We start from the raw sequence: 23,807 nt of genomic DNA on the forward strand, positions 1-23,807 counted from the left end.
GAACTGACATGACAAATGACACCAAGAAACAAGCCATCGAGAGCCTGTCCGCAAGGGCAGGGCGCGGCGAGATTTCGCGCCGGCAATTCGCACAGCTGGCGGCAATCGTGCTGGCCGGCACGCCGATGCTGTTGCGCTCGACCGGAGCCTTCGCCGCTGCGAAGGAACTGGTGCTGGTCAACTGGGGCGGCGACGCCATCACGGCCTATGATGCCGCCTATGGCCAGGCCTTCACCAAGGACACCGGGATCACCGTCAAGATGGACGGCTCCGGCCCGACCGAAGGCGCGATCGCCGCGCAGTTCAAGAGCGGCGCGCCGACCTGGGACCTCGTCGACGTCGATCCGTTCTCCGCCATCACGCTCGGCGCGCAAGGCATGCTCGAGCCGATCGACTACAACATCGTCGACAAGAAGAAGATGCGGCCCGGCTTCGGCTGGGACTTTGCCGCTTCGACCTATTTCTTCTCTTATGTCATCGCCTATGATTCCGAGAAATACGGCAAGGACGCGCCGACCGGCATGGCCGATTTCTTCGACGTGAAGAAATTCCCCGGCAAGCGCTCGCTCTACAAATGGGGCGTATCGAGCTGGGAAGCAGCGCTTCTGGCCGACGGCATCGCGCCCGCCTCGCTCTATCCGCTCGACCTGAAGCGCGCGCACGACAAGATCGCCGCCTTCAAGGAGAACGTCGTTGCCTATTGGGGCGGCGGTGCCGAGAGCCAGAGCGTGCTGCTCAATGGCGAGGCCTCGATGGCGATCGTCTGGTCGACCCGCGCCTCGCTGATCGAGCAGGATTCCGGCGGCAAGATCAAGTTCATCTGGGACCAGGGGCTGATCTCGCCCGGCGCGCTCGCCGTGCTCAAGGGCAATCCCGGCGGCAAGGACGCGGCCATGAAGTTCATCGCCAGCGCCCAGGACCCGCAAAAGCAGCTGGTCATGTTCGACAAGCTCGGCCAGGGCCCAGCAAACCCGGCCGCCGACGCGCTGATCCCTGCCGACAAGAAGCGGATCAACCCGGTCGACCCCGAGAACATGAAGAAGCAGATCGCGCTCGATATGGACTGGTACGCCAAGAACTACGGGCCGGCGCTCGACGAATACACCAAGATCATCTCCGCCTGACCGAGGCAGGGATTATCGGGTCGACATGAGAGCATATCTCTCCGACAGGATGGGCGCGGCGCTGTTGATGGCGCCGCTGCTCCTGTTTCTTGTCCTGGCGTATGCCTGGCCGTTCCTCGGCGTCGTCAAATGGAGCTTTACGCTGCCGACGCCGGGGCTGGGCCAGTATGAGGCGCTGCTCACCGACGATCTGGTGCAGTCGGTGTTCATCCGCACGCTGCGCATCGCGGCGGTCGTCACCGTGGTCTCGGTTGCCGCTGCCTATGCCATCACCGTCGTCTGGGTGCGCGGAACCCCGGCTCAGCGCCTGGTTGCCGAGTTCTGCATTCTCGTTCCCTTCTGGATCTCGGTGCTGACCCGCGCCTTCGGCTGGGTGGCGCTACTGTCCAATCGCGGCCTGATCAACACCTGGCTGCAGGCGATCGGCTTCATTTCCGAACCGCTGGCGCTGGTCCGCAACGAATTCGGCGTCATCGTCGGCATGACGCATTTCCTCGTTCCTTTCGCCGTCTTTCCTCTGGCGTCTGCCATGCGCAGCCTCGACGACCGCGTGCTGCTGGCCGCGCGCGGGCTCGGCTCCAGCCGCATGCGCACCTTCTGGTCGGTCTTCGTGCCCATGACCCGCTCCGGCATCATCGGCGCGGCCCTCATCGTCTTCGTGTTTTCGCTGGGCTTCTTCGTGACGCCGGCGATCCTCGGCGGCGGCCGCAGCGTCATGGTCGCCGAGCTGATCTATCTGAGGATATTCCAGAGCCCGGACTGGGGGCTGGGCGCGGCAATCAGCGTCGTGCTGGTGCTGTTCGTCGGCGCGCTGATGGCGCTCTTGTTCCGTTATGTCAGACCGAAGCAATTGATCTGATGCCGACTTATCGCCCCGGTCCCGTCTCCCTGATCATCGCGGCCTTCGTGGCGCTGTTCCTGCTGATGCCTTTGCTCGCCGTCATCCCGGTGTCGCTGACGCCGAGCCGCATGCTGGCCATGCCATCAGGCGAACTGTCGCTGCGCCACTACAGGGCGCTGATCGAGGATCCGCGCTGGATCGATTCGATCCTGCTCAGCATCCGCATCGGCATCGTCAGCAGCGCCTTTTCCACCGTGCTGGCGCTGTGCTTCAGCCTCGGCGTGTGGATGTTCCAGCCGCGTTTCACTGCTGCACTCGTCGGCTTCGTGCTGCTGCCCATGGTCGTGCCGCCGGTGGTCTCGGCCATCACGCTCTACTTCCTGCTCACCTCGATCTCCGGCTTCAGCTCGCTCTTCGGCTACGACACCTGGCTTGGCGTTGCCATGGCCCATTCGGTGATGACGGTGCCCTTCGCCACCGTGCTGATGCTGGTCTCGCTCAGCCAGCTCGACCGGCGCATCGACCTCGCCGCGCGCGGTCTGGGCGCGTCGGTATGGGCGCGAGCCACCCGCATCATCATGCCCAACATCAAGTTCGGCATCATCACCGCGGCACTTTTGTCCTTCGTGCTGTCCTGGGAAGAGATCGGCGTCACGCTGTTTATCACCTCGGTCAACGCCATCACGCTGCCCAGGCTGATGTGGATGGGGCTGCGCGACAACATCGATCCGGCGATCGCCGCGCTTTCCGTGATTCTGATCATCATCACGGTGCTGGTGCTTGCGCTGCGCAGTTTCGTGGTTAGGTTGCGCGGCGTCCGCTGATTGGCAAGCCGGGCAGAATCCGGATACCCTTGGAGGCGATCCCGGCACATGATCGGCAAGCCGCTACGATGAAGGAAAACGATGACCGCGTCCGGCGACTTGCAGCAGGCCTTGTTCCAGAGATTGAGGAGCGATGCATCGCTGTCGGCGCTGCTGGGCGGCGCCGGGCTGCTCGAACACGCGGCCGACAACGCCGCCTTTCCACACGTAACCTGCGGCCAGACCAGCGCCTTCGACTGGGATACCGGGGTCCAGAACGATGCCGATCAACTGGTCACGCTGCACGTCTGGTCGAAGACCCATAGCGACGCCGAAACGCGTGCCATCATGGACAGCATCAAGGCGCGCCTCGCCGACGCGGTGCTGATCATCGGCCCGCGTGGACAGACACGCCTCGTGCTGGAATTCGCCGAGGCCCGCTATGACGAGGACCTGCTCGTGCATCATGGTTTGCTGCGTTTTCGCGCCATAACGCAGGATAGTGACTGATGCGCTTTCAATATGGTCCAAACGGGGTCTAGACTGACACTTCCGGGATTTCGTCGGGTGGGCGGCGAAATTCGATCGGTCGTCTCGCGTTTCAGGGGGTAGCGGGCATGGTCTTGGTGGCGTTCACTGTTCATTTCACGTTCAGCACCGATGCGTTACAACGCCAGCCATGAAAACGCTTCGCTCCCACTTCCGAACCGCGACACTGGCGCTCTGTGCTGCCGGGCTGTTTGCGTCGCAGGCGATGGCGACACCGGTCATCACGCCTGACCAGGGCGGCCCGATCGTTTTGGCGGCTTCCGATTGCTACGCCATCGGCCAGCAGGTGGCCGCGCAGAATGGCGGAACGCTGGCCAAGGCCTCGCAATCGACCCGCGGCGGCCAGCCGGTCTGCGTCATCGTCGTGCTCGTCCCGGGCAAGGACGGGCAGCGTCCGCGCCGCTCCGAAATCGTCGTGCCGCAGAACTGACCAATCTTTCATCTTACAGGCCTTCGTTTCCCAGGCCGCCGGAATCGGCCTATATCTGCCCCCAGCTCATCAACAGGTATCGATTTTCGCATGCGCGTACTCGTCGTCGAGGATGACAAGGATCTCAACCGGCAGATATCGGACGCGCTGGTCGATGCCGGCTATGTCGTCGACCGCGCCTTCGATGGCGAGGAGGGGCATTTCCTCGGCGACACCGAGCCCTACGATGCCGTCGTGCTCGACATCGGCCTGCCGCAGATGGATGGCATCAGCGTGGTCGAGCGGTGGCGTCGCGGCGGCCGCAAGATGCCGGTGCTGATCCTGACGGCGCGCGATCGCTGGAGCGACAAGGTCTCCGGCATCGACGCCGGCGCCGACGACTATGTCACCAAGCCGTTCCACATCGAGGAGGTGCTGGCGAGGCTCAGGGCGCTGATCCGGCGCGCCGCCGGCCATGCCTCGTCCGAACTGACCTGCGGGCCGCTACGCCTCGACACCAAGGCGTCGAAGGCCGATGTCGACGGCGTGCCGCTGAAACTGACCTCGCACGAGTTTCGCCTGCTTGCCTATCTGATGCATCATATGGGCGAGGTGGTCTCGCGGACCGAACTGGTCGAACATCTCTACGACCAGGATTTCGACCGCGATTCCAACACCATCGAGGTCTTTGTCGGGCGGCTGCGCAAGAAGATGGGCATCGACATGATCGAAACCGTGCGCGGCATGGGCTACCGCATGCGTGAGCCGGAGGCGTAACTCGGAACCGCTCAAACAAACCGCAAGGACGCCGCTTTCGCTGCGTTTGTGGCCGCGTTCGCTGACATTCCGTGTGATCGCCTTTTCCACGGTGTGGGCGATCGTGACCCTTGTCATCATCTTCACCCTGATCACCACGCTCTATCGCCAGGCCAGCGAGCGCGGCTTCGACAGCCTGCTTTCGGCGCATCTGTTCAACCTGATCGGCTCCATCGGCATTTCCGACAGCGGTGCGCTCACCGGCGCTCCCGATCTCGGCGACCTGCGGTTCTCCGAGCCGAATTCTGGCTGGTACTGGTCGGTGGAACCTGCTTCGGAAGGCGTGCACGGAGATCTTCACTCGTCGTCGATGACCAAGACGATCCCATCGCCCGATGTCGCCGATGTGCCCTTCAATTCCAGTTTCCAGCGCAGCTATGCGACCGAAGGCATCAATGGGGAGCAACTCGAAGTGTTCGAGAGCGAATTCGTTCTCGACTCCAAGAACCGCGCCGCGCGCTTCCGCGTCATGGGCAACCAGAGCGAACTCGAACAGGAAATCTCAACCTTCCAGCGTCGCCTCCTAACTTATCTCAGCCTGTTCGGTGTCGGCATGATCGCCATCAACGCGATCGCCATTCTGCTCGGCCTGCAGCCGCTGCGCCGGGTCAGGAACGCACTTGCCATGGTGCGCGAGGGCACTGCGCACAGGCTCGACGGCCAGTTTCCGGCCGAGATCGAACCGCTTGCCAACGAAACCAATGCGTTGATCGAAAACAACAGGCGCATCGTCGAGCGGTCGCGAACCCAGGTCGGCAATCTCGCCCACTCGCTGAAGACGCCGCTGGCGGTGCTGCTCAACGAGGGCCGGGCGCTTGGCGGCGCCAAGGGGCAGTTGATTGCCGAACTGGCCGCTTCCATGCAGAAGCAGGTCGATCACTACCTGCAGCGAGCCCGTGTCGCGGCGCAGCGCGACAGCGTCGTCTACCGCACGCCGGTGGCGCCCCTGGTGCAGCGCATGGTGCGGGTTTTGCAGAAACTCAACCCGCAGACCAACCTGTCGCTGGCGCTGCCGGCGACTGACATCGTCTTTGCCGGCGAGCGCGAGGACCTTGAGGAATTGCTGGGCAATCTCCTCGAAAACGCGATGAAATGGGCTAAGAGCGCGGTGTTGGTATCGGTCGTGCCTTTGACCGGCAAGGACGAGGCGGCCAGCCTGTTTGAGATCAGCATCGAGGATGACGGCCCGGGCATTCCCGAGGACAAGGCGCGCGAGGCGATGAAGCGTGGACGGCGCCTCGATGAGACAAAGCCCGGAACAGGCCTGGGGCTGGCCATTGTCGCCGACCTCGTCAACGAGTATGGAGGCGTTCTGGCGCTCGAACGGTCCGACATGGGCGGATTGAAGGCGGTGGTGCGATTGCGGAGCCTTCAATGATGCCTTCCCGGATCAATCCGAGTTCGACGGACAGTATTTACTATGGCGGCATGTCGATTGATCCAAGCGGCCAAATTTCCGACAAATATCAATACTATGGCCACGCCGACTTCTTCGATGACGCGGCCCCCGGCTCATCCATGACAGGCTCCAACTCAAGAAAACCGGTTGTTGGCATGAAGATTCGCGTCGCGCTTGTTTCCGCATTGCTGGCCGTTTCCGGCTGCACCACCCTGAGCGGCAAGGGCCCCTCGGTTGCGCCGACGCCGGCCTCGACGCCTCCGTCCGGCGGCAAGGTCACCACGACGATCATTTCGGCAATGGACGGCGGCCTGGTAGGCGGCTCGATCGGCAACGGCCTGAGCGAGACCGAGAAGCGCAGCGCGCTCGAGGCGGAATACAAGGCGCTCGAATATACGACCAGTGGCCAGAAGGTGGCGTGGAAGGGCGACCAGGCCTCGCACTATGGCGAGGTGGTTCCCGGCCAGCCCTACCGCGTCGGTTCGCAGGACTGCCGCCAGTACACGCAGACGGTGTTTGCCGGCGGAGCCGGCGTCACGGCGCGCGGTACCGCTTGCCGCAACGCCGACGGTAGCTGGACGCCGCTGACCTGACGATCAACCGGATCCGGCTGATGTCCGGCCGGTTGATGTCGATCAAGGACATGCGGCGCGCCTGCCGTCAAAGCGTCGCAGGATGCATCTGTTGGCAGGGCATGGCTCTGCCTTTATTGGAAGAACCATGCTGTTCTGGGTCATAGCCGCAATTCTCACGCTGGGTGCGAGCCTGGCGGTGCTGCTGCCGCTGGCCGCCAGCTCGAACGGCGCGTCGTCGACCGGCGATCACGATCTGGAAGTCTATCGCGATCAGTTGTCCGAACTCGACCGCGACGCCGCGCGTGGCTTGATCCAGCCGGCCGAAGCGACTGAAGCGCGCGCCGAGATCGCGCGCCGCATCCTCCGCCTCGACAATGCGGCAGCGGCCGGCAAGGCATCCGTCAGGCAGGCCTCGGTCGCGGCGAGGCTGGTGGCGACCGCGGCCGTTCTGGCGGTCCCGCTGGTCAGCTGGGGGCTCTACAGCCAGCTCGGGTCTCCCGACCTGCCGTCGCAACCGCTCAGTGAACGATTGGCCAAGAATCCGGCCGACAGTTCGGTGGACGAGTTGGTGGCGCGGGCCGAGGCCCATCTTGCCGCCAATCCATCCGATGGCAGGGGGTGGGATGTGCTCGCCCCCGTCTATCTGCGCATGCAGCGCTTTTCCGATGCTGCGGCGGCCTATCGCAATGCCATTCGCCTCGACGGCGACAGCGCGGTCCGCAGGGCAGGTCTTGGCGAGGCGATCGCCAATGCGGCAGGCGGCATCGTCTCGGCCGATGCCCAGGATGCCTTTGAGGCCGCGCTGAAGCTCGATCCGGCCAATGCGAAAGCCAGCTTCTACCTGGCCATGGCGCTGGCGCAGGAGGGCCGCGCCAAGGAGGCGGTCGCGGCCTGGCAGGCGATGCTGGGCAGGCTGCCGCCGGATTCGCCATGGCGCGGTGCGGTCGAACAGGCGCTGGCCAAATCCGGCAGCCCCGAAGTCGCCTCCGGCGGCGCCACCAACGGTCCCGATGCCGGCGATGTCGACGCCGCTTCCTCCATGTCTCCCGCCGACAGGGAAGCCATGATCAACACCATGGTCGCCGGTCTCGACGACAAACTGCGGCAAAATCCGCGTGACCCGGAAGGATGGATGCGGCTCGTGCGTTCGTATGTCGTGCTCGGCAAGGCAGACCAGGCGCGTGACGCGCTGGGTCGCGCTATTGCCGTCTTCGGAGCCGACAGTGACGAAGCCAAGAAATTCACCGCCTTTGCCGCTTCGCTTGGCCTGACGGCGACGGAGTAGGACTGACATGACGCGCAAGCAGAAACGATTGTCGGTGATCGCGGGCGGGCTGGCCTTCCTGGGCGCCGCCACCGGGCTGACCTTCTATGCGCTTGGCCAGAAGGCGTCCTATTTCTACATGCCGGCCGACCTCACCACCGCCAGTGTCCAGCCCGGCCAGCGCATCAGGCTGGGCGGGCTGGTCGAAAAAGGCACGATCCAGCGCGGGCAGGGGGCGACGGTCGCCTTCTCGGTCACCGACACGCACAAATCGGTCAAAGTCACCTACACCGGCATCCTGCCCGACCTTTTCCGCGAAGAGCAGGGCGTCATCACCGAGGGCAGTTTCGGCCCTGACGGCACCTTCGTTGCCGACAGCGTGCTGGCCAAGCATGATGAGCGCTACATGCCCAAGGAGGTGGCCGACGGCCTCAAGGCCAAGGGCGTCTGGCAGGAGAGCAAGAGTGAATAAGCCGGTTCCGCAAAGGGATCCCACGGTTTTGCGGCAAGAACCTGCGGCAAAACAAAAGTCTGGGCCCAACCATGGTTGAAACCGGACATTTCGCGCTGGTCCTGGCGTTTGCGCTTTCGCTGGTGCAGACCATCGTGCCGTTGTTTGGCGCACGCCTGAACAACCAGCGCCTGATGGCTGTCGGCGGTCCGGTCGCGGTGACAGGCTTTGCCTTGACGGCGCTGTCCTTCGTAGCGCTCGCGAGCGCCTATGCGAGTTCCGACTTCTCGGTGGCGAGCGTGTGGGAAAACTCGCATTCGCTGCAGCCGCTGATCTACAAGATCACCGGAACCTGGGGCAATCACGAAGGCTCGATGCTGCTCTGGGTGCTGATCCTGACCTTCTTCGGCGCGCTTGTCGCCGCCTTCGGATCAAACCTGCCGGCGACGCTGCGCGCCAATGTGCTTGCCGTGCAAGGCGCCATCGGCGCCGCCTTCTTCCTGTTCATCCTGGCGACGTCCAACCCGTTCATCCGGCTCAATCCGGCGCCGATCGAAGGCCGCGATCTCAACCCGATCCTGCAGGACCTCGGCCTCGCCATTCACCCGCCGTTTCTCTATCTCGGCTATGTCGGCTTCTCGATCTGCTTTTCCTTCTCGGTCGCCGCCCTCATCGAAGGGCGCATCGACGCGTCCTGGGCGCGCTGGGTGCGGCCGTGGACGCTGGTCGCCTGGATGTTCCTGACCGGCGGCATCGCCATGGGCTCGTACTGGGCCTATTACGAGCTCGGCTGGGGCGGTTTCTGGTTCTGGGACCCGGTCGAGAACGCCTCCTTCATGCCGTGGTTGGCCGGCACCGCGCTGCTGCATTCGGCCATCGTCATGGAAAAGCGCTCGGCACTGAAGATCTGGACGCTGCTGCTTGCCATCCTGACTTTTTCGCTGTCGCTGCTCGGCACCTTCCTGGTCCGCTCGGGCGTACTGACCTCCGTCCACGCCTTCGCCACCGATCCGACACGCGGCGTCTTCATCCTGTGCATCCTGACGCTGTTCATCGGCGGTTCGCTGGCGCTGTTCGCGGTGCGTGCCTCCCGGTTGACGGCCGGCGGCCTGTTTCACCCGATTTCGCGCGAAGGTGCGCTCGTCCTCAACAATCTGTTCCTGACCACGGCGACCGCGACTGTGCTCGTCGGCACGCTCTATCCGCTCGCCGTCGAGGCTTTCTCGGCCGACAAGATCTCGGTCGGCGCGCCGTTCTTCAACCTGACCTTCGGCCCGCTGATGGTGCCGCTGCTGGTGATGGTTCCGTTCGGGCCGCTGCTGGCCTGGAAGCGCGGCGATGTCTTCGCCGTCGCCCAACGCCTGATGGTGGCCTTTGCCGCCGCCCTTCTGGCGACGCTGGTCACCGCCCTGTTCATCGACGGCGCCTCGGTGTTCGCCGCACTCGGCGTCGGCCTCGCCGTCTGGCTGATCCTTGGCGCGCTCACCGATCTCGCGGTCAAGTCAGGCTTCGGCAACGTTGCTGCCGGGAACGTGGTCAGGCGCCTGCTCGGCTTGCCGCGCTCGGTCTTCGGCACTGCCTTTGCGCATCTTGGCCTTGGCCTTACCACGCTCGGCATCGTCGGCACGCTTTGCTTTGGCACGGAAAAAATCCTGTCGATGCATGCCGGCGAAACCGTCGAACTGTCCGGCCACGCGCTGCGTTTCGTCGGGCTTTACCCTGCCCAGGGTCCGAACTACAGCGAGGATCGCGGCCGCTTCGAACTGATCGGTGTCAGCGGTAGCGCGATTGGCGAAATCAGTTCCGCCAAGCGTTTCTATCCGGTGCGCCAGATGACGACGACGGAGTCGGGCATCAGGACGATGGGCCTCTCCCAGCTCTACATCTCGCTCGGCGACGAGGGCAAGGACGGCTCCGTCGTGGTGCGCCTGTGGTGGAAGCCGCTGGTGACGCTGATCTGGGGCGGCGGCCTGGTGATGATGGCAGGCGCGGCCATGTCGCTGATGGACAGGCGCCTGCGTGTCGGCGCACCGTCGCGCCGGCGCAAGCAGGCCAGTGCCGTGCCGTCCGCGGGCCTGCCATGAGCGCTCGGCTTTCGCTGACCTCGATCGTGCTGCTGCTGGCGCTGCTTTTCGCCGGCGCGGCACAGGCGGTGAAGCCAGACGAGATGCTGGCCGATCCGGCGCTCGAGGCGAGGGCGCGGGCGCTATCCGAAGGCCTGCGCTGCATGGTCTGCCAGAACCAGTCGATCGACGAATCCGACGCCGATCTGGCCCGCGACCTGCGCATCCTTGTGCGCCAGCGCCTCGTTGCCGGCGATACCGATCAGCAGGTGATGGACTATGTCGTGTCGCGCTACGGCGAGTTCGTCCTGCTGAAGCCGCGCTTCGAGCTGCGCAATGCCTTGCTGTGGGGTACGCCGGTCATCCTGCTGCTCGTTGGCGGCATTTTCATTGTGATGACCGCGCGGTCGCGTCGCACGCTGGCAACAAAATCCCTGTCCGCCGAAGAGCAGGCATCGTTGGACGCCATTTTGCGCCGCGACTGACGGTCACGAACGTCCCCAAACATTACCAAAATTTCATGCGTCGGAAATAGCGCTGTAATGTGCGCCTCTCTAATTCTCTTTCCCGAGGATGCCGATCAAGGGCGTCCATTTGAAAGAGGATACGAGACCCCATGAGTATTGCCCCCAATTCATATTCCGTCACCCGCAAGCGTCTGATGGCCGCCGTCGCATCCATCGCCGTTGCCGGCGCGATCGGCATCGGTGCGCTGACGACTGGAACAGGGCCCGTTCTGGCCGATGCAGTGCGTGTCGAGGCGCCGCAGGTGCCGGGCTTCGCCGACGTCGTCGAGCGCGTTTCTCCGGCCGTGGTCAGCGTCAAGGTCAAGGCCAAGATCAGCCCGGTGGCCGATGACGGCTCCGATCAGTCCGACGATCCGGACGGCATGAACAACCTGCCCAACAATCCGCAGTTGCGCCGCTTCTTCAAGGAATTCCGTGGTTTTGGCGATCAGAACGGCGAGGGTGGCGGTAATCGCCGCTTCAGCCACCGCGACCACAACAACGACCAGCCGCGACCGGTTGCGCAGGGTTCCGGCTTCTTCATCTCCGATGATGGCTATCTGGTCACCAACAACCACGTCGTCGAGGAAGGCTCGGCCTTCACCGTGGTGATGAATGACGGCAAGGAACTCGACGCCAAGCTGATCGGCACCGACCCACGCACCGATCTCGCCGTGCTCAAGGTCGACGGCGTCGGCAAGTTCACCTATGTCGACTTCGCGGACGACTCCAAGGTTCGCGTCGGTGACTGGGTGGTGGCCGTCGGCAATCCGTTCGGCCTCGGCGGCACGGTTACCGCCGGCATCGTCTCGGCTCGTGGCCGCGACATCGGCGCTGGCCCCTATGACGACTTCATCCAGATCGATGCTTCGGTCAATCGCGGCAATTCGGGCGGCCCGACCTTCAACCTCAACGGTCAGGTCGTCGGCATCAACACCGCAATCTTCTCGCCGTCAGGTGGCAGCGTCGGCATCGCCTTCGACATTCCGGCTTCGACCGCCAAGCAGGTCGTTCAGGACCTGATGAAGAGCGGTTCCGTGCAGCGTGGTTGGCTCGGTGTCGAAATTCAGCCGGTCACCTCAGACATCGCCGAATCGCTGGGCCTGAAGTCGCAGAATGGGGCCTTGGTTTCCAGCGCCCAGGATGAGGGTCCCGGCAAGAAGGCCGGCATCATTGCTGGTGACGTGATCACCCAGGTCGACGGCAAGGACGTCGCTTCGCCGAAGGAACTGGCCCGGCTGATCGGCGCCTACTCGCCTGGCAAGTCGGTCGACGTCACCGTATGGCGTGATGGCAAGAGCCAGACGGTCAAGGTCGACCTCGGCAAACTGCCTTCGAGCGACAAGCAGGCATCGGCCGACCAGCAGCAGCCCGCCGCTCCGGCCAAGCCCGACTCGCTGGCCGATCTCGGCCTGACCGTCACCAAGTCCGAAAACGGCAAGGGACTGGTGGTGACCGATGTCGATCCCGACAGCGATGCCGCCGACCGCGGCATCCAGCCGGGCGACATCATCACATCGGTCAATTCGACCGAAGTGAATGCCACCGACGACGTCACCAAGGCGATGACCGAGGCGGTCAAGTCCGGCCGCAAGGCTGTGCTGATGCAGATCACCCGCGACGACAACAATCGTTTCGTCGCGCTGCCCGTCGCAAAGGGCTGAGGCACGTCGCCGGAGCGTCCTTGTCTTCTCCCTGCGGATGAGGGCGCTCCGGCGGCAGGTTCGACTTTTCCAGTGCGGCGGTTTCAACACCCCCGAGCCGCCGTACGGGAAAGCATGGTGGAGCGCGCGTTAGTCAGTCATCGCGCTCTCCCCGGCGGCAGCGGGCTTCCCATCGCCCGCTGCCGCACCCTCAAGGCATGTCGTCAAAAAGCGTTTCAGCGGTCTTGGCGCAACGAGGTCGGGACAAGGATTTTTTTCGCGCGCGGCTTCGGATGATCTTGATCGCGATGCGCTTTGGCAAAGGCCACAATGCAGATGTCTGCCACTCAACCTTCCAGCGAAATCGCGTATAACAGTCCTATGAAGATTCTCGTCATAGAAGACGATCGCGAGGCTGCGGATTACTTGCAGAAAGCCTTCGCCGAGGCCGGTCACACGGCCCATGTTGCCGGAGACGGCGAAACCGGCTTTGCGCTCGCCGACGCTGGCGACTACGACGTGATGGTCATCGACCGGATGATGCCGCGCCGCGACGGCCTGTCGGTCATTGCCGGCCTGAGGTCCAGGGGCAACACGACGCCGGTGCTGATCCTTTCGGCGCTCGGCGAGGTCGACGACCGGGTCACCGGCCTGCGCGCCGGCGGCGACGACTATCTGACCAAGCCCTATGCCTTCTCTGAGCTTCTGGCCCGTGTCGAGGTGCTGAACCGCCGCGCCAGCGCCAAGGAAGCGGAAACCGTCTACCGCGTCGGCGATCTGGAACTCGACAGGCTGTCGCATTCGGTCCGCCGCGCGGCGCGCGAGATCACGCTGCAGCCGCGCGAATTCCGCCTGCTGGAGTATCTGATGCGCCATGCCGGCCAGGTGGTGACGCGCACCATGCTGCTCGAAAATGTCTGGGACTATCATTTCGATCCGCAGACCAATGTCATCGACGTCCATGTCTCGCGGCTGCGCGGCAAGATCGAGAAGGGCTTCGACAAGTCCATACTGCATACCGTTCGCGGCGCCGGTTACATGCTGAAGAGCGGCTAGCAGCAGCATGGCCCTTTCCGTGCCAGCCATCATGAAGACGACGGCAGCGCGGCTTTCGGCGCTCTACCTCCTGCTCTTCGCGCTCTGCGCCGTGTTGCTTGTCTTCTACATGACCTCGCTGTCGGCGCGCATGCTGACCGCGCAGACGCAGGAGACCATCAACGACGAAGTGCTCGGCCTCGCCCGCGCCTATCAGCGCGGCGGCCTCCCGATCCTGGTGCGCGTCGTGGAGCAGCGCTCGCGCCAGCCGGGCGCCAACCTCTATCTGATCGCCGACGCCAACGGCCAGATCCTGACCGGCAACGTGCAGAGCCTGGAGCCGGGCGTGCTCGAGACCGAAGGCTGGACCAACAGCCCGTTCTCCTATCAGCGCTTTGGTGAGGGAGAGCTCGAGCGGCAGCGCAATCTGTCGGCGGACCAGAGCACCACTCAATCCGACCAGAACGATGCGCAGGCGCAGGGCGAAAAGGGCCATAACGCCATCGCGCTGGTGCTTCGGCTGCCCAACCAGATGATCATGCTGGTTGGTCGCGACCTCGGCGAGCCGGAGCGATTTCGCGCCGTCATTCGCCGCGCCCTGATGCTGGCGCTTGGCATGATGGGGCTGGGCGGACTGCTGATCTGGTTCTTTGTCGGTCGCGCCGCGCTGAAGCGCATCGACAGCGTGTCGGAAGCCAGCCGCCGCATCATGGGCGGCGATCTTTCCGGCCGGTTACCGGTGACAGGCGCCGGTGACGAGTTCGACCGGCTCTCCGAAAACCTCAATTCCATGCTGGCCAGGATCGCCACGCTCAACGAAGGCCTGAAACAGGTTTCCGACAACATCGCGCATGATTTGAAGACGCCGCTGACCCGGCTGCGCAACCGGGCCGAGGCGACGCTTGCGGGCAAGCACAAGACCACCGATTACCGTCAGGCGCTGGAGGGCACGATTGCCGAATCCGACCAGCTGATAAAAACCTTCAACGCCATCCTGATGATCTCCCGGCTGGAGGCTGGCTACTCCTCAGAGAACACCAACCGCGTCGATCTTGCGGAAGCCGTGCGCGATGTCGTCGAGCTCTACGAACCGGTGGCGGAGGAGGCAGGCGTCTCGCTGGAGACAGACGTGCGGGAAACGGTCTTCGTCAACGGCAACCGCGAATTGATCGGCCAGGCACTGTCGAACATCGTCGACAACGCCATCAAATATTCGACCGACTCCAACGCCCAACCGGCCGTGCGCGTGGCTGTTGAGCGGATCGGAACCGAAGTTCGACTGTCGGTTGCCGACAATGGTCAGGGCATTCCGGACGATGGCGACCGTGCCCGCGCGACCGAGCGTTTCGTGCGGCTGGAGAAAAGCCGTTCGCAGCCGGGTTCCGGTCTTGGCCTGAGCCTCGCCAAGGCGGTCATGACCTTCCACAATGGCCGGCTTGATCTCTTGCCTGGCAATCCCGGATTATCCGTGGTCATGAGTTTCCCCTCGCGGGAGGATCACTGATGAGTGCGGCTGCGAAGCAGGTGGAGACGGATTGGCTGCTGAAGCCGGTCGCCAGGCTTGCTCCGCTCGACGAAAATCGGGCTCGGCAAGAGCTGGCCGAGATCACTTCGGCGGCGCGGGAAGAAGGGCTGGCGCGGTTGGCCAATTTCCTGGCCGGCCAGGGGGCAGGCCAGGATTTCCTGGCAGCCGTCTTCGATCTGTCGCCGTTCCTGCGCGATACGGCGCGTCGCCGGCCGAAGATTTTGGACAGCCTGTTCGAACAGACGGTCGAGGCGCGGCTGAAAGCGATCGGCGCCGCCATCGGCCAGGCGCATTTGGTCGAGGCGGTCTCGGAATCCGGCCTGATGATGGAACTGCGCCAGTGGAAGGCCGAGGCGCATTTCCTGATCGCGTTGGCCGATCTTGCCGGCGAAGCCGAAACGGCGCTGACGGTGCGGCGGCTAAGCGATCTGGCTGACGCTTGCACCCGCGCTGCCGTCGACTTCCTGCTGCGCGACGCGCATGGCCAGGGCAAGCTCAAGCTGCCGGATCTCGACGATCCGTCGAGGCAATCGGGCTGGATCCTGCTCGGCATGGGCAAGCTTGGCGCGCACGAGCTGAATTTTTCCTCCGACATCGATCTTGTCGTCTTCTTCGATCCGGAAGCGCCCGCCGTCGTTGATCCACTTGATGCCACCGAGCTGTTTTCGCGCCTGACGCGTCGCCTGGTGCGCATCCTGCAGGACCGCACCGAGCACGGTTATGTCTTCCGCACTGATCTTAGGTTGCGCCCCGACCCTGGTTCGACACCGCTGGCGATCCCTGTCGAGGCAGCGCTGCGCTATTATGAGGCGCGCGGCCAGAACTGGGAGCGCGCCGCGATGATCAAGGCGCGTCCAGTCGCCGGCGACCTCGCCGCCGGCGCTGCCTTCCTCAAGGAGTTGCAGCCCTATATCTGGCGCAAATACATGGACTACGCGGCGATTGCCGATGTCCATTCGATCAAGCGCCAGATCCACGCCCACAAGGGCCATGGCGAGATCGCCGTAAAGGGCCACAACGTCAAGCTCGGGCGCGGCGGCATCCGAGAGATCGAGTTCTTCGTCCAGACCCAGCAGCTCATCGCCGGCGGACGTTTCCCGGAACTGCGCGGGCGAGAGACCGTGCCGATGCTCGGCCAGCTTGCGGCGCGCAGCTGGATCACTTCAGACGCCCGCGATGCGCTGGCCCGACAGTACTGGTTCCTGCGGCGTGTCGAACATGCCGTGCAGATGGTTGCCGACGAGCAGACGCACACGCTGCCGGAAGACGACGAAGGGCTGGAGCGCATCGCCCACATGCTCGGCTTTGCCGATGCGGCCGACTTTTCCCAGGCCTTTCGTGCCTCGCTGCAACAGGTCGAGCGCCATTACGCCGCCCTGTTTGAAACCGCGCCGGAGCTTTCGACAGGCATCGGCAATCTGGTCTTCACCGGCGATGTCGACGATCCCGACACGCTGCGGACCTTGCACGGCCTCGGCTTTCAGCGGCCGAGCGACATCTGCCGGGTCATGCGCGGCTGGCATTTCGGCCGCTATCGCGTCACCCAGTCGGCGGAAGCGCGCGAGCGGCTGACGGAACTGACGCCGGCGCTGCTGCGGTCCTTCGGCCAGACGCGCCGGGCCGACGAAGCCTTGATACGCTTCGACGAGTTTCTCGCCGGCCTGCCTGCCGGTATCCAGCTGTTCTCCTTGCTRCAGTCCAATCCGGCCCTGTTGAAGCTCATGGCGACGATCATGGGTGCCGCACCCCGGCTGGCGGCGATCATCACGCGCCGGCCGCATGTCTTCGATGGCTTGCTCGACCCGGCCTTGCTGACCGAATTGCCGGACCGTGCCTATCTGTCGGCTCGGCTTTCCGCCTTTGTCGAGGGCGACCGGCCCTATGAGGACGTGCTCGACCGGCTGCGCATTTTTGCCTCCGAACAGAAGTTCCTGATCGGTGTCCGGCTGCTGGCCGGCTCGATCGATCCGGCTCGGGCCGGCCGCGCCTTTTCCGATCTTGCGGATCTCACGATCGAGGCGGCATTGCAGGCGGTGACCGCCGAATTCGCGACACGCCACGGCACGATTGCCGGCGGCGTGGTTTCGCTGCTCGGCATGGGTAAGCTTGGCAGCCGCGAGCTGACCGCCGGATCGGACGTCGACCTCATCCTGCTCTACGACCACGCGCCAAATGCCGAGGAATCCGATGGCGACAAGCCGCTGGCGCCTTCGCATTACTACACCCGCATGACGCAGCGGCTGATCGCGGCCGTGTCCGCGCCAACCGCGGAAGGCGTGCTCTACGAACTCGACCTGCGCCTGCGGCCATCCGGCAACAAGGGGCCTGTGGCCACCCACGTCGATGCCTTCAAGAAGTACCAGCGCCAGGAGGCCTGGACGTGGGAGCACATGGCGCTGTCGCGGGCGCGTGCCATTGCCGGCGATTCCGGCCTGTGCAGCGAGGTCGAGGCGGAAGTGGCGGCAGTGCTTGGCCAGCCGCGCGACGCGGCAAGGGTGATGGCCGAGGCCACGGATATGCGCGCCATGATCGAAAAGGAAAAGCCGCCGCGCGACCTATGGGACATCAAGCTGATTCCCGGCGGCCTGATCGATCTCGAATTCATCGCCCAGGTGGCCGTGCTCACCGGGCAGGTCGAAGCCGGGCCGCGTGCCCCGGCCTTGCCACTTGCACGTGCCCCAGCCGTTAGACGTGCCCCGGCCGTTAGACGTGCCACCGGCACGGCCGAAATCCTGTCCCGCCTGGCGCCAGGCTTTGCCGATGCCGGGGTCAGGCAGGAACTTGGCGAAGCCTACGCGCTCTATCTGGCGCTGACCCAGATGACGCGGCTGTGCCTCACCGGAGCCTTCGAGCGCGACGATGTTCCGCCGGGGCTTTCGGATCTGCTTCTGGCGGTGACTGACCTGCCGGATTTCGGTGTGCTGGAAGCGCACCTCAAGGAGACGTCGCAAAAGGTCAGGAAGGACTTTGACCTTTTGCTTCGTACGGGATGATCGCGACAAGCGGTTATCTCTGACCGCATCGGGGGTGACGATGCAACAGGAGAAGACCATGAGAACGACAACCAAACTTGCCCTTGCCTTCGTCGCCCTGGCCGGCGCCGTCGGCACCACGGCCTATGCCGAAAACAATGCCAGCGAAAAGCTGCGCGAGGGCACGATGATGCGCCTCAGCAAGGCGATGAGCGATTCCAACGGCACCATCAGCTTCGACCAGTTTTCCGACGCCATGAACGCGCGGCTGAAGAAACTCGTCGCCGACAATGGCGGCAAACTGACCGTCGCCCAACTCGCCGATGCGCTGGAGAAGGCGCGTTTTGAGCAGATGGCCACACGCATCATCGCCCGCTACGACACCAGGGGCGATGGCACGTTGACATCAGACGACATCACCAGTCGCCAGAAGAAGGTCTTCGCCATGCTCGACAGGAACAATGACGGCAAGATCGAGAAGAGCGAACTGCCGAAAGGCGGCCGCTTTGGCCGTCATCGTGAATGGGATGGCGACGACAACGAAGGCGGCATGCAGTGAGGCTGTCCGATCCAGGCTCCGGCGACGTCAGTCGGAGCCTGTGGTTGCTCAGGCTGCGACCTTGATCGCCGGCGCGGCCTTCTTGACCGGAATGCGCACCGACACGATCGTGCCGACGCCTTCGGTCGAACGGATCTTCAGCGCGCCACCTTGGAGCTCGGCCAGCGAGCGTGAGATGGCGAGGCCGAGGCCGGACCCGGCATGGCTCTTGGAGAACTGGTTCTGCACCTGTTCGAAGGGACGGCCGAGCTTGCCGAGCGCGTCTTTCGGGATGCCGCAGCCATTGTCCTCGATTGTCAGCACCAGTGCGCCGGAGGTGTTGCGGGCCCTGACCGATATGTGGCCGCCCTGGCCGGTGAATTTCACCGCGTTGGACAAAAGGTTGATGACAATCTGCTTGATCGCACGGCGATCTGCGAACAGCGTCAGCGCGTCGGCGATGCGTGTTTCCACGGTGATCGCCTTCTGCGCCGCCTGCAGCGAGACGACGCGAACCGTCTCGCTGATCAGCGGACCGAGGTCGATCTGTTCCTGGTCCAGCGCGAATTGGCCAGCCTCGATCTTGGACATGTCGAGAATGTCGTTGATGACGCCCAGCAGATATTTGCCGCTGCTGTTGATGTCGGTGGCATATTCCTCGTAGCGCTCCGACCCCAGCGGACCGAACAGGCCCTGTTCCATCAGTTCGGAGAAGCCGATGATGGCGTTCAGCGGCGTGCGCAGTTCGTGTGACATATTGGCGAGGAATTCGGACTTCGCTCGGTTCGCCGCCTCGGCGCGTTCGGTTTCCTTCATGTATTTGCGGTTGAGGTCGACCAGTTCGCGCGATCGCTCCTCTTCGGCCCGGCGGGCGAGGCTCAGATCATGGATCGTCGCCATCAGCCGGCGCTCGCTGTCGACCAGCTTCTCCTGGTGCAGCTTGATCTGGGTGATGTCGGAGCCGACGGAGACGATGCCGCCGTCCCGGGTCTTCAGTTCGTTGACTTGCAGCCAGCGGCCGTCGGCCAGCTGCCGCTCGAAGGTGGCGCCGCCCTGCAGCCCGTTGGTGTTGGCAAGCCGCCGTTCGGAAGCAAAGGCCAGCATCCGGTCTTCCAGCACCGCGCGCGCGGTGCCCGGCATGACGTCGCGGTCCGAAAGCCCGTTGTCCTGCTGGTATTTGGAATTGCACATGATCAGGCGCTGGGCCGAATCCCACAACACAAAGGATTCGTTGATGTTTTCGATCGCCGTTCTGAGGCGAAGGTCGGCCGCCTCGGAACGCAGCGCCAGATGGCGCTGTTCAGTGACATCGACGGCGATGCCGATCAGCTGGATCTCCGGTGCTTCAGGATCGATGACCTGAGCCCGGGCGCGCATCCACACCCATTGGCCGTCCGCGTGGCGCATGCGGAACACCTGGTCGATATGGTCGATCTCACGAGCGACGATTCTGTTGGCGAGCTCGAACAGGTCGCCATCCTCGGGATGGATGATCTCGTCGACCTCGCCGAAGGACAGCATCGTGTCGCAGGGCTTGTAGCCGAGCATGTCGTACATCGAGCGCGACCAGTACATCTTGCCACGCACCATGTCCCAGTCCCACAGGCCGCAGCGGCCGCGAACCAGCGCCATGTCGATGCGCTGATGCGCTTCGAGATAGATGCGATCGGCCGCCTGCGCGCGTGCCGCCTGACCGAAATAGGCGTAGAGGATGATGATCAGCACGCCGGCCGTCAGCACGAACAGGGTGACGTTCAGCGAGACAGTCTTGCGCCAGGCGTCGAAAACCGCGTCCTGAGGCACCAGTGCCGCCGCGGCACCCTTTCGCCCGTTCGCCAGGCTGACCGCCGCATACCAGTCCCGTCCGCCGATGTTGACCTCCATGACGCCTGCGCGGTCGCCGAACATGAACAATGGCTGGCCGCCCTCGACGAGGCCGTCGAGCGAATGGCTCTGCCATGGCACCGAGCGCGGTGTCACCGCGATGATCTTGAAAGCGCTGTCTGTGATGACGAGCACATGGCTGCGGCCCATCGCGCCCTGGCGGCTGGTGGTTTCCAACAGGTCCTGGATGGCGCCCGGCACCGTGTCCGAAGTGATGGCGAGCGAACTCGCCAGTTGACCCGCCGCCAGCGTGAGGATCGCCTTGGCGCTGCGTTCGATATCGTCGCGCTCGTTCATCAGCGACAGGACCCGCAGCGCCGCGATGACGATCAGGAAGGTGATGATGAGGGCAGGTATCGATCGGCGCAGCAGCGGCTCGGCGGCCAGAAGCCGCCGGTAGGCCGGTTCGGCGATGAGCCGCGTGTTCCCGGCAAGGCCGTCGCTTCGCGTCTCGCGATGCGCAAAAACCTTCCCCCCGGGCGCGCCCCACGCGTCCGCCTTCGCCATAAATGGCACTCCCCGAAGTTGCCTATGCTGCTTTGATCCGGCAAACGCCGCACATCCGAATCGTCAGTAAAGAATCAAAGGTGATTCGCCTTGTCCAGTGGTCCGGCGAAAAAAGATTAAAAATTGCCTAAAATAGTGCCGAAACGGCCCTTTCCGGACGAGAGCGCACGCCTAGGCCAGCGTGCGATCGACAATATCGCTCAGATCCGCCGACAGGTCTCCGGCTTTCGCGATCGAAAGCAGCGCTTCCCTGGCCTTGGCCTGTCGGCCAGGTTCGAGTGAACGCCATGAGCGGAGTGCCGTCGCCAGCCTCGCCGCCAATTGCGGATTGCGCTTTTCGACCTCGAGCACGGTCTGCGAGAAGAACCGGTAGCCCTCGCCGTCCGCACGGTGGAAGCCGGTCTGGTTGGCGCTGGAAAAGGTGCCGATCAACGAGCGCACACGGTTCGGATTGTGCATCGAGAAAGCGGGATGAGCGGTCAGCGCGCGCACCGTGTCGACGGCCTGCGGACCCGGCACGCTGGCCTGGATCTGGAACCATTTGTCCATGATCAGCGGGTCGGAGCCATAAGTCGTCTCGAATGCAACCAGCGCCTGGATAGCCTGGGGCGAACCGTGGTGGCGATGGGCAAGCACGGCAAGGGCCGCGGCGCGGTCGGTCATGTTGGTCGCCGACTGGAAATGTCCGGCGGCAAGTGCTGCTCCCCCCGGCTGCATCGAGAGATAGTCCAGCAGGGTGTTGCGCAAGGCCCGTCGTCCGGCGCTCGCCGCATCCGGGCTGAACGCCGCTTTGTCGGCAAGCCTGTCGTAGAGGCCGGCAAAATTGTCAGAGCTGGCCGTGCCTATTGCCAGTGCAAGCGCCTCGCGGGCAGCGTAGATGGCGTCGGGGTCAATGTTGCTGCCGATATCGCGGGCAATGTCGGCTTCGCCAGGCAGCGCCAGCGCCAGCGCCCGGTAGGCCGGCTCCAGCGTCTCGTCGGCGGCGATGCCGCCGGCGAGTTCGGTCAGCCGCGACGCGAAAACCGGCTGCCTGCCGCCGAGGATCTCGCGGAAGGCGGCAATCAGCGCGTCGGTCAACAGCGTGTTGAAGGCCTGCCAGCGCGAGAAGGCGTCGCTGTCATGGCGGGCGAGGAAGAACTGGTCGTCAGCCTTCTGCTCGACGGACAGCGTCACCGGTGCCGAAAAACCGCGGTTGAGCGACACCGCCGGGCGTTCGGCAACACCTGAGAACCGCACCATGTGGCGGCGCTTGCGGACATGGATGACGCCGTCCTCGACGCTGGCGCCGTCGACCCCACTATAGTCGACCGGCTGGCCGCCGGCGCCGATCAGGCCGAAGGCCAGCGGGATGTGCATCAGCCGCTTGCGGCTTTCGGAGGGTGTCGGCGGCACCGACTGCTCGATTTCCAGCATGAACTCCTGCGATGCCGGATTGTGCGTCGAACTGATGGTCAAATTGGGCGTGCCCGCCTGGTGGTACCAGAGCGCGAACTGCGACAGGTCGCGGCCGGATGCGTCTTCGAACACCTTGATGAAATCCTCGATCGTCGCCGCGTCGCCGTCGTGACGTTCGAAATAGAGGTCCATGCCCGCACGAAAGGCATCAGGCCCGAGAATGGTGCGGATCATGCGCACCACTTCGGAGCCTTTCTCGTAGACCGTCGCCGTGTAGAAATTGTTGATCTCGCGGTAGCGGCGTGGCCGCACCGGATGCGCCAGCGGGCCCTGGTCCTCGGGAAACTGGTGGGCGCGCAGCGTGCGCACTTCGGCGATCCGCTTGACCGCGCGCGAGCGCTGATCAGCGGAGAATTCGTGGTCGCGGAAAACCGTCAGCCCTTCCTTCAGGCAGAGCTGGAACCAGTCGCGGCAAGTGATTCTGTTGCCTGTCCAATTGTGAAAGTACTCATGCGCGATGATCGCCTCGATATTGGCGAAATCGGCATCCGTCGCTGTCTCCTGATCTGCCAGCACATATTTGTCGTTGAAGATGTTGAGGCCCTTGTTCTCCATCGCGCCCATGTTGAAGTCGGACACGGCGACGATGTTGAAGACGTCGAGGTCGTATTCGCGGCCGAACGCCTCTTCATCCCATTTCATCGACCGCTTCAGGGCGTCCATCGCGTAGCCGGCCAGCTTCTCCTTGCCGGGCTCGACATAGATGCCGAGCTCGACCATGCGGCCGGACAGGGTGACGAAACTGTTGGCGACTTTGCCGAGATTGCCCGCCACCAGCGCGAACAGATAGGACGGCTTGGGGAAGGGGTCGTGCCATTTAGCAAAGTGCCAGCCATCGCCGATGTCACCCTTGTCGACCAGGTTGCCGTTGGACAAAAGCAGCGGCGCCTCGTCGCGCAGGGCTTCGATGCGCACTGTGTAGACAGACAGGATGTCGGGGCGATCGAGGAAATAGGTGATGCGGCGAAAGCCCTCGGCCTCGCATTGCGTACAGTAGACATTGCTCGAGCGGTAAAGGCCCATGAGCGCTTCGTTGCCCACCGGCGCCAATTCGGTCTCGATGAGCAGCTGGAAGCGCCGCGCGGCCGGCGGCTCGAGGATGGTCAGCTGGTCTGGCGTCACCAGAATATCGGCCGGTTTCGCTTTCTTGCCGCCGATCTCGATGCGCTTGAGCGTCAGCCCGTCGCCGTCGAGCACCAACGGAGCCGACGCGGATACGCCATCACGGCGCTCGACCGTGAGCACGGCGGTGACGCGCGTTGCGTCTGGCGAAAGGCGGAAGGTGAGGTTGCTTTGCGGAATGAGGTAGTCATTGGGGCGGTAGTCTTCGAGCTTGAAGACCTGGCCGGTGTCCGTGCGCATTCCGTGGGTTTTCCTGTCGATTGCCTTGGTGGCGGATTGTTTCCGCTGGTCCAAGAAATTTGAAGTCCGCGCTCTTTACACGAAAC

Annotated in this window: 19 protein-coding genes; 17 read left to right on the forward strand and 2 right to left on the reverse strand. The window is 64.0% G+C overall.

Features of this window, described 5'->3' with window-relative positions; genetic code table 11:
• The first annotated feature begins 8 nt into the window (after window positions 1-8).
• The 17 genes from AC1DZP_RS19865 (at window position 9) to AC1DZP_RS19945 (ending at window position 18,534) form a co-directional block, all read left to right on the forward strand.
• The gene (locus AC1DZP_RS19865; protein ID WP_095089917.1) at window positions 9-1,124 is read left to right on the forward strand and encodes an ABC transporter substrate-binding protein; all 1,116 of its coding nucleotides are present in this window, start codon (window positions 9-11) and stop codon (window positions 1,122-1,124) included.
• Between the two features lie 25 nt (window positions 1,125-1,149).
• Window positions 1,150-1,983 (forward strand): ABC transporter permease, encoded by an 834-nt coding sequence (locus AC1DZP_RS19870; RefSeq protein WP_477304753.1) that lies wholly within the window; start codon window positions 1,150-1,152, stop codon window positions 1,981-1,983.
• A complete protein-coding gene (locus tag AC1DZP_RS19875; protein ID WP_477304755.1) occupies window positions 1,983-2,789 on the forward strand; it encodes an ABC transporter permease in 807 nt (268 codons plus the stop codon). Before AC1DZP_RS19870 ends, AC1DZP_RS19875 begins: the two co-directional genes overlap by 1 nt.
• Window positions 2,790-2,870: 81 nt before the next feature.
• Complete coding sequence (locus AC1DZP_RS19880) at window positions 2,871-3,278, forward strand: DUF3168 domain-containing protein (RefSeq protein ID WP_477304757.1); 408 nt, start codon at window positions 2,871-2,873, stop codon at window positions 3,276-3,278.
• Between the two features lie 169 nt (window positions 3,279-3,447).
• A complete protein-coding gene (locus AC1DZP_RS19885; protein WP_457150988.1) occupies window positions 3,448-3,747 on the forward strand; it encodes a hypothetical protein in 300 nt (99 codons plus the stop codon).
• A 90-nt stretch (window positions 3,748-3,837) separates the two neighbouring features.
• Window positions 3,838-4,503, forward strand: a complete 666-nt coding sequence (locus tag AC1DZP_RS19890) for a response regulator transcription factor (RefSeq protein WP_023812809.1) — start codon at window positions 3,838-3,840, stop codon at window positions 4,501-4,503.
• Window positions 4,487-5,920 carry an ATP-binding protein gene (locus AC1DZP_RS19895; RefSeq protein ID WP_477304759.1) on the forward strand — a complete coding sequence of 478 codons (1,434 nt, stop codon included), beginning with the start codon at window positions 4,487-4,489 and terminating at the stop codon, window positions 5,918-5,920. Before AC1DZP_RS19890 ends, AC1DZP_RS19895 begins: the two co-directional genes overlap by 17 nt.
• A gap of 176 nt (window positions 5,921-6,096) precedes the next feature.
• Complete coding sequence (locus AC1DZP_RS19900) at window positions 6,097-6,534, forward strand: hypothetical protein (protein WP_477304761.1); 438 nt, start codon at window positions 6,097-6,099, stop codon at window positions 6,532-6,534.
• A gap of 127 nt (window positions 6,535-6,661) precedes the next feature.
• Complete coding sequence (gene ccmI, locus AC1DZP_RS19905; RefSeq protein WP_477304763.1) at window positions 6,662-7,801, forward strand: c-type cytochrome biogenesis protein CcmI; 1,140 nt, start codon at window positions 6,662-6,664, stop codon at window positions 7,799-7,801.
• 7 nt (window positions 7,802-7,808) lie between these two features.
• Entirely contained in the window at window positions 7,809-8,252 is a 444-nt protein-coding gene (gene ccmE / locus AC1DZP_RS19910) for a cytochrome c maturation protein CcmE (protein ID WP_095089931.1), read from the forward strand.
• 71 nt (window positions 8,253-8,323) lie between these two features.
• Window positions 8,324-10,315, forward strand: coding sequence for a heme lyase CcmF/NrfE family subunit (locus AC1DZP_RS19915; RefSeq protein ID WP_477304765.1), 1,992 nt, complete (start codon window positions 8,324-8,326; stop codon window positions 10,313-10,315).
• Complete coding sequence (locus AC1DZP_RS19920; RefSeq protein ID WP_111549123.1) at window positions 10,312-10,779, forward strand: cytochrome c-type biogenesis protein; 468 nt, start codon at window positions 10,312-10,314, stop codon at window positions 10,777-10,779. Before AC1DZP_RS19915 ends, AC1DZP_RS19920 begins: the two co-directional genes overlap by 4 nt.
• A gap of 131 nt (window positions 10,780-10,910) precedes the next feature.
• The gene (locus tag AC1DZP_RS19925; RefSeq protein WP_457150981.1) at window positions 10,911-12,464 is read left to right on the forward strand and encodes a Do family serine endopeptidase; all 1,554 of its coding nucleotides are present in this window, start codon (window positions 10,911-10,913) and stop codon (window positions 12,462-12,464) included.
• A 360-nt stretch (window positions 12,465-12,824) separates the two neighbouring features.
• Window positions 12,825-13,499 carry a response regulator transcription factor gene (locus AC1DZP_RS19930; RefSeq protein WP_167392270.1) on the forward strand — a complete coding sequence of 225 codons (675 nt, stop codon included), beginning with the start codon at window positions 12,825-12,827 and terminating at the stop codon, window positions 13,497-13,499.
• A gap of 7 nt (window positions 13,500-13,506) precedes the next feature.
• Window positions 13,507-14,982, forward strand: a complete 1,476-nt coding sequence (locus tag AC1DZP_RS19935; RefSeq protein ID WP_477304768.1) for a sensor histidine kinase — start codon at window positions 13,507-13,509, stop codon at window positions 14,980-14,982.
• A complete protein-coding gene (locus AC1DZP_RS19940; protein WP_477304770.1) occupies window positions 14,982-17,996 on the forward strand; it encodes a bifunctional [glutamine synthetase] adenylyltransferase/[glutamine synthetase]-adenylyl-L-tyrosine phosphorylase in 3,015 nt (1,004 codons plus the stop codon). The genes AC1DZP_RS19935 and AC1DZP_RS19940 overlap by 1 nt, the downstream gene beginning before the upstream one ends.
• Before the next feature lie 58 nt (window positions 17,997-18,054).
• Window positions 18,055-18,534: an EF-hand domain-containing protein gene (locus AC1DZP_RS19945; RefSeq protein WP_477304772.1), complete on the forward strand. Its 480-nt coding sequence runs from the start codon at window positions 18,055-18,057 to the stop codon at window positions 18,532-18,534.
• 48 nt (window positions 18,535-18,582) lie between these two features.
• Here the strand turns inward: AC1DZP_RS19945 and AC1DZP_RS19950 are convergent, their stop codons facing one another.
• Complete coding sequence (locus AC1DZP_RS19950; protein WP_477304774.1) at window positions 18,583-20,904, reverse strand: PAS domain-containing sensor histidine kinase; 2,322 nt, start codon at window positions 20,902-20,904, stop codon at window positions 18,583-18,585.
• Between the two features lie 171 nt (window positions 20,905-21,075).
• On the reverse strand, window positions 21,076-23,721 hold the full coding sequence (gene pepN, locus AC1DZP_RS19955) for an aminopeptidase N (protein WP_477304776.1): 2,646 nt from the start codon (window positions 23,719-23,721) through the stop codon (window positions 21,076-21,078).
• Window positions 23,722-23,807: the final 86 nt, after the last annotated feature.

It is taken from the genome of Mesorhizobium sp. P2_F8, from assembly GCF_056403655.1.